The following is a 2,856-nucleotide window of genomic DNA, read 5'->3' on the forward strand; positions in this document are numbered from 1 at the left end:
CTCGCCCAGTACGGAACGCCCGGGCTTAAGCCCGTCACCACGCTGCGCAGCGTATGGTCGAAGAGCTCGCGCATGCCTTTCTCGATGCGCGCGGTTTCTTCTTTGGGAATGGCTTTGCGCAGTTCTTCGCGATCGGGCCACGATTCCCAACCGGTCTGAACTTCGTTGTTCCCGGCCCACAGCACGATGGAAGGATGGTCGCGCAGGCGACGCACCTGTTCGGTCGCCTCGATACGCACATTGTCGCGGAAGGGCTTGTCGTAGGGGGGGATCGCCCCGCCGAACATGAAGTCCTGCCAGATCATCAGTCCCATGCGGTCGGCCATCGCGTAGAAGGCATCGCTTTGGTACGTGCCGCCGCCCCACATGCGCAACATGTTCATGTTGGCATCAACGGTCGACTGCAATATCGACTGCATGCGCGCATCGGTGACGCGGCTGGGGAAGCTGTCGAACGGAATGAGGTTGGCGCCCTTGGCAAAAATGGGCACGCCGTTCACGACAAAGGCGAAGCCGCGGCCCCACTTGTCCTTGTCGCGCCGCAGTTCGATCGTGCGCAGGCCCGTGTCGCGCGACACGGAGGCAACAACGTTGCCGTTGGCCGACACGGTGGCATCGAAGTGGTAAAGATTCGGTGCGCCATAGCCTACCGGCCACCAGCGTTGCGGATGGTCGATGTGTACGGGCAGGGACAGGTGGTTTTCGCCTGCGACGAGCGACACTTGCTGGCTTTGGTCGCCTTTGGTCCCATCCGGTGCCATCCATGCTACGTGGACCTCAGCCGGCCCGGCCTTGTCGGCGCGGACATCAAACTGGGCCTGAAGCTCGGCTACATCCGCATCCACGCGGGATTGGGCCAGGTGGAAGTCTTCAAGCTTCCATCCTTGCCAGCGTTCCAGCCACACCGGTTGCCAGATACCCACCGTGACATAGCGCGGACCCCAATCCCAGCCGTACTGGTAGTTGGCTTTGCGAACGTAGTTGGAAGTCTGCTTGCCCTTCGGTTCGTCACCGAAGGCTGAGTCGAATTCCCCGGGAAGGGCATAAGGCTGCTTCAGCAGCCACGGCAGCAGGCGTGCGATCGGCGAATGCAGATGCACCACCAGCGTGTTCGCGCCGGGGTGCAGAGACTTTTCCACCGGCGAGCGCCACTGGCGGAACATGTTGTCGGCCTTCAACAGCGGCTTGCCATTGAGTTCGACGTCGGCAAACGTGTCCAGCCCGTCGAACACCAGTTCCACGTGTTCGCCGGCGGCGGGCCTGGCGCCGGCATCGAAGGTGAGCCTGTAATCCCGGTCGGCCAGCCCCACCCATTGCAGGGCGGCTTCGTTGTCGCGGTAATTGGGATCAGGCACCTTGCCCAGGGCAAGCAGGTCCGTCTGCGCGCTGCCGGGAACCTGCGCCGGCATCCAGCTCGTGGCATCGGCGTGGTCTTTCGCTGCCTTCGAGCCGGCGACCAAACGAAACTGCCAGCCCTGGTCCAGCGGCTGGCGTGTCGGGCCGTCGGCGAGGACAGGTCCGGCGACCAGCCACATGCACGAGAGCAGCAGGGCCCCCCGGCGAGGTCTCACAGCTTGAAGCCAAGGCTCAGCATATAGGTCCGTCCATTCTTGTACGCGTTAAGCGGTTGGGCCGGGGTGTTGTTGTACACGAAATAGGTTTCGTCCAGCAGGTTCGTGCCGTCCAGCGACACGCGCATGTGGTCGTTCACCTGGTAGCCGATGGAGGCATCCAGTTCACGGAAGATGCCCGTGATCTGCTGTGACTGCAACTGGGCGATCTGGGTGAAGTACGCCGAGCGCCAGCTGTAGGTCACGCGGGCGCTCCAGGGGCCCTGCTCGAAGTAAGGGCTCAGGTTGAACGAGTTCTTCGAGTTGTACGGCAGCGGGAAGTCGTTGCTGGTGCTGGCATCGGAGTAGGTGTAGTTGGCCAGCATGCCGAAACCGCCGCCGAAATTCCCCTGGTAGGTGAGTGACACGCCTTTCACCTTGGCCACCCCGGCGTTCACCGGGATCTCCATCTGGTAGATATCGTTGACATTGTTGGTGTGGTTGAAGAACACCTGGGGCACATTGGTGTTCAGGATGTACCCGGAAATCCGCCGGAAGAAGAATTCCGCCGACAGCAGGCTGTTCTCGGAGAAATACCATTCGGCCGATGCGTCGTAGTTGGTGGATTTATACGGCTTTAGGTCGGTATTGCCGCCCGAGCCGGTAAGCGTGCGGTCGTCCAGGGCGACATAAGGCGTCATCTCCTGGTAGCGCGGCCGGGCGATGGCCTTGGATGCGGCAAAACGCAGGGTGACATCCTCGATCGGATCGTAGGCGATGTTGAACGACGGCAGCCAGCCGTTGTACGCACTGTGCTTGTCCACCGGTGCGTAGGCGTTGTCGCCGATGCTGTTGTAGCCGTTGACCGTGTCGCGCGTGTGGTAATAGCGCACGCCGAGGTTGCCGCGGTAGTTGTCGCCGGCAAAATCACCTTGCAGGTAAAACGCGCGGTTCTGCTCCTGGATGCTGTAGGTGGCCTTTGGGTCCATCGGCGCGTCGGTGCCCAAGCTCTGCACGTAGTTCTTCAAGCCCAGCTTGCTGATGGTGGTCCAGTCCTTCATGGAGGGCGTGCCGTCCAGGCCGTCCAGGAACCCATCGGGCGTACCGCTGCCTGCCACGTCGCCGAGGGTGACGCCGCTGCCGTCGGGCGAGGGAATGGTGGCGGCATAGCCGGTCTGGCCGTTGTAGTGGTTGGACGACTTCACGCCCACCTCTACCTGGTTCATCGGTCCCCACGACACGTCGTGGCTGAAATCGGCCTGGAAATAGCGCTCGCGATCGTAGCTGGGCGCATAACTGAAGCCCG

At 62.2% G+C, this 2,856-nt stretch carries 2 protein-coding genes; both read right to left on the minus strand.

Annotated features, from left to right (window positions below):
* On the minus strand, positions 1-1,535 hold a 1,535-nt coding region (locus VK519_RS17235), incomplete at its 3' end, for a glycoside hydrolase family 2 protein (RefSeq protein WP_414692769.1).
* A 32-nt stretch (positions 1,536-1,567) separates the two neighbouring features.
* Positions 1,568-2,856 (minus strand): TonB-dependent receptor (locus tag VK519_RS17240; RefSeq protein WP_324351825.1); only part of this gene is annotated, 1,289 nt, incomplete at its 5' end.

It is taken from the genome of Pinirhizobacter sp., assembly GCF_035317885.1.
GTDB lineage: Bacteria > Pseudomonadota > Gammaproteobacteria > Xanthomonadales > Rhodanobacteraceae > Pinirhizobacter.